This is a genomic window from Blautia difficilis, assembly GCF_014297245.1.
Taxonomy (GTDB): Bacteria; Bacillota; Clostridia; order Lachnospirales; family Lachnospiraceae; genus Blautia_A; species Blautia_A difficilis.
Genome location: NZ_JACOQG010000099.1, coordinates 1 through 656, shown reverse-complemented (window position 1 = coordinate 656; position 656 = coordinate 1). Strand labels below are relative to the sequence as shown.

The window sequence follows — 656 nt, the reverse complement described above, 5'->3', positions numbered from 1 at the left end:
CTTACATTCGAAGCAGAACAGTATCGTGGAGCAAATAACAGAGCTTACTACAGTATATTTCATACAATATGTGCAGTACTTGCGAAAGAAGGAGTCGCTTTTAAACGCCATAAGGATACACTTAGCTATTTTAATAAAAATTATGTGCAACCAGAAATTTTCCCACGTGAATTAGGCAGGAAAATTGTGAAGGCTGAAGAAATTCGACATGCAAGTGATTACGATACTTTTTATATAGCTTCGAAAATGATAACTGCAGAACAAATTGAAACGGCAGAAAAAATCCTGGAATTGGCAGAGAAATATTTATTTGCAGAATCAGAGAGCCCATCTGAAGATGAAAATACCAATAAACCAGAGCAGTAATAATTCACAATCAAAACCATCCCGACTATTGAGCTCATTCTTATAGTTGGGATGGTTTTATGTATGGGTAACGAATTTTATGTTATATAAATTTTAGAATTCTTTTATGTGGAGATTATTATCTTTCAGGTTATTTTCGATGGTCAGACCACAATGTGGATATTACGGTCAGACCCCAATGTGGTCAACCTAGCGTCAACTTAAGGGCATATTAGTGAATATCCTCCAATGCAAACTACAAAATAAATCGGTTTATGACAGAAAACAGTTGCTGTTTTTGTTGGAAACCA

1 protein-coding gene is annotated in these 656 nt (G+C 35.1%); it reads left to right on the top strand.

Annotated features, from left to right (window positions below; genetic code table 11):
- Positions 1 to 366, top strand: a 366-nt coding sequence (locus H8Z82_RS17010) for a HEPN domain-containing protein (protein WP_186995773.1), incomplete at its 5' end; no start/stop codon positions are given.
- Between the last annotated feature and the right edge of the window lie 290 nt (positions 367 to 656).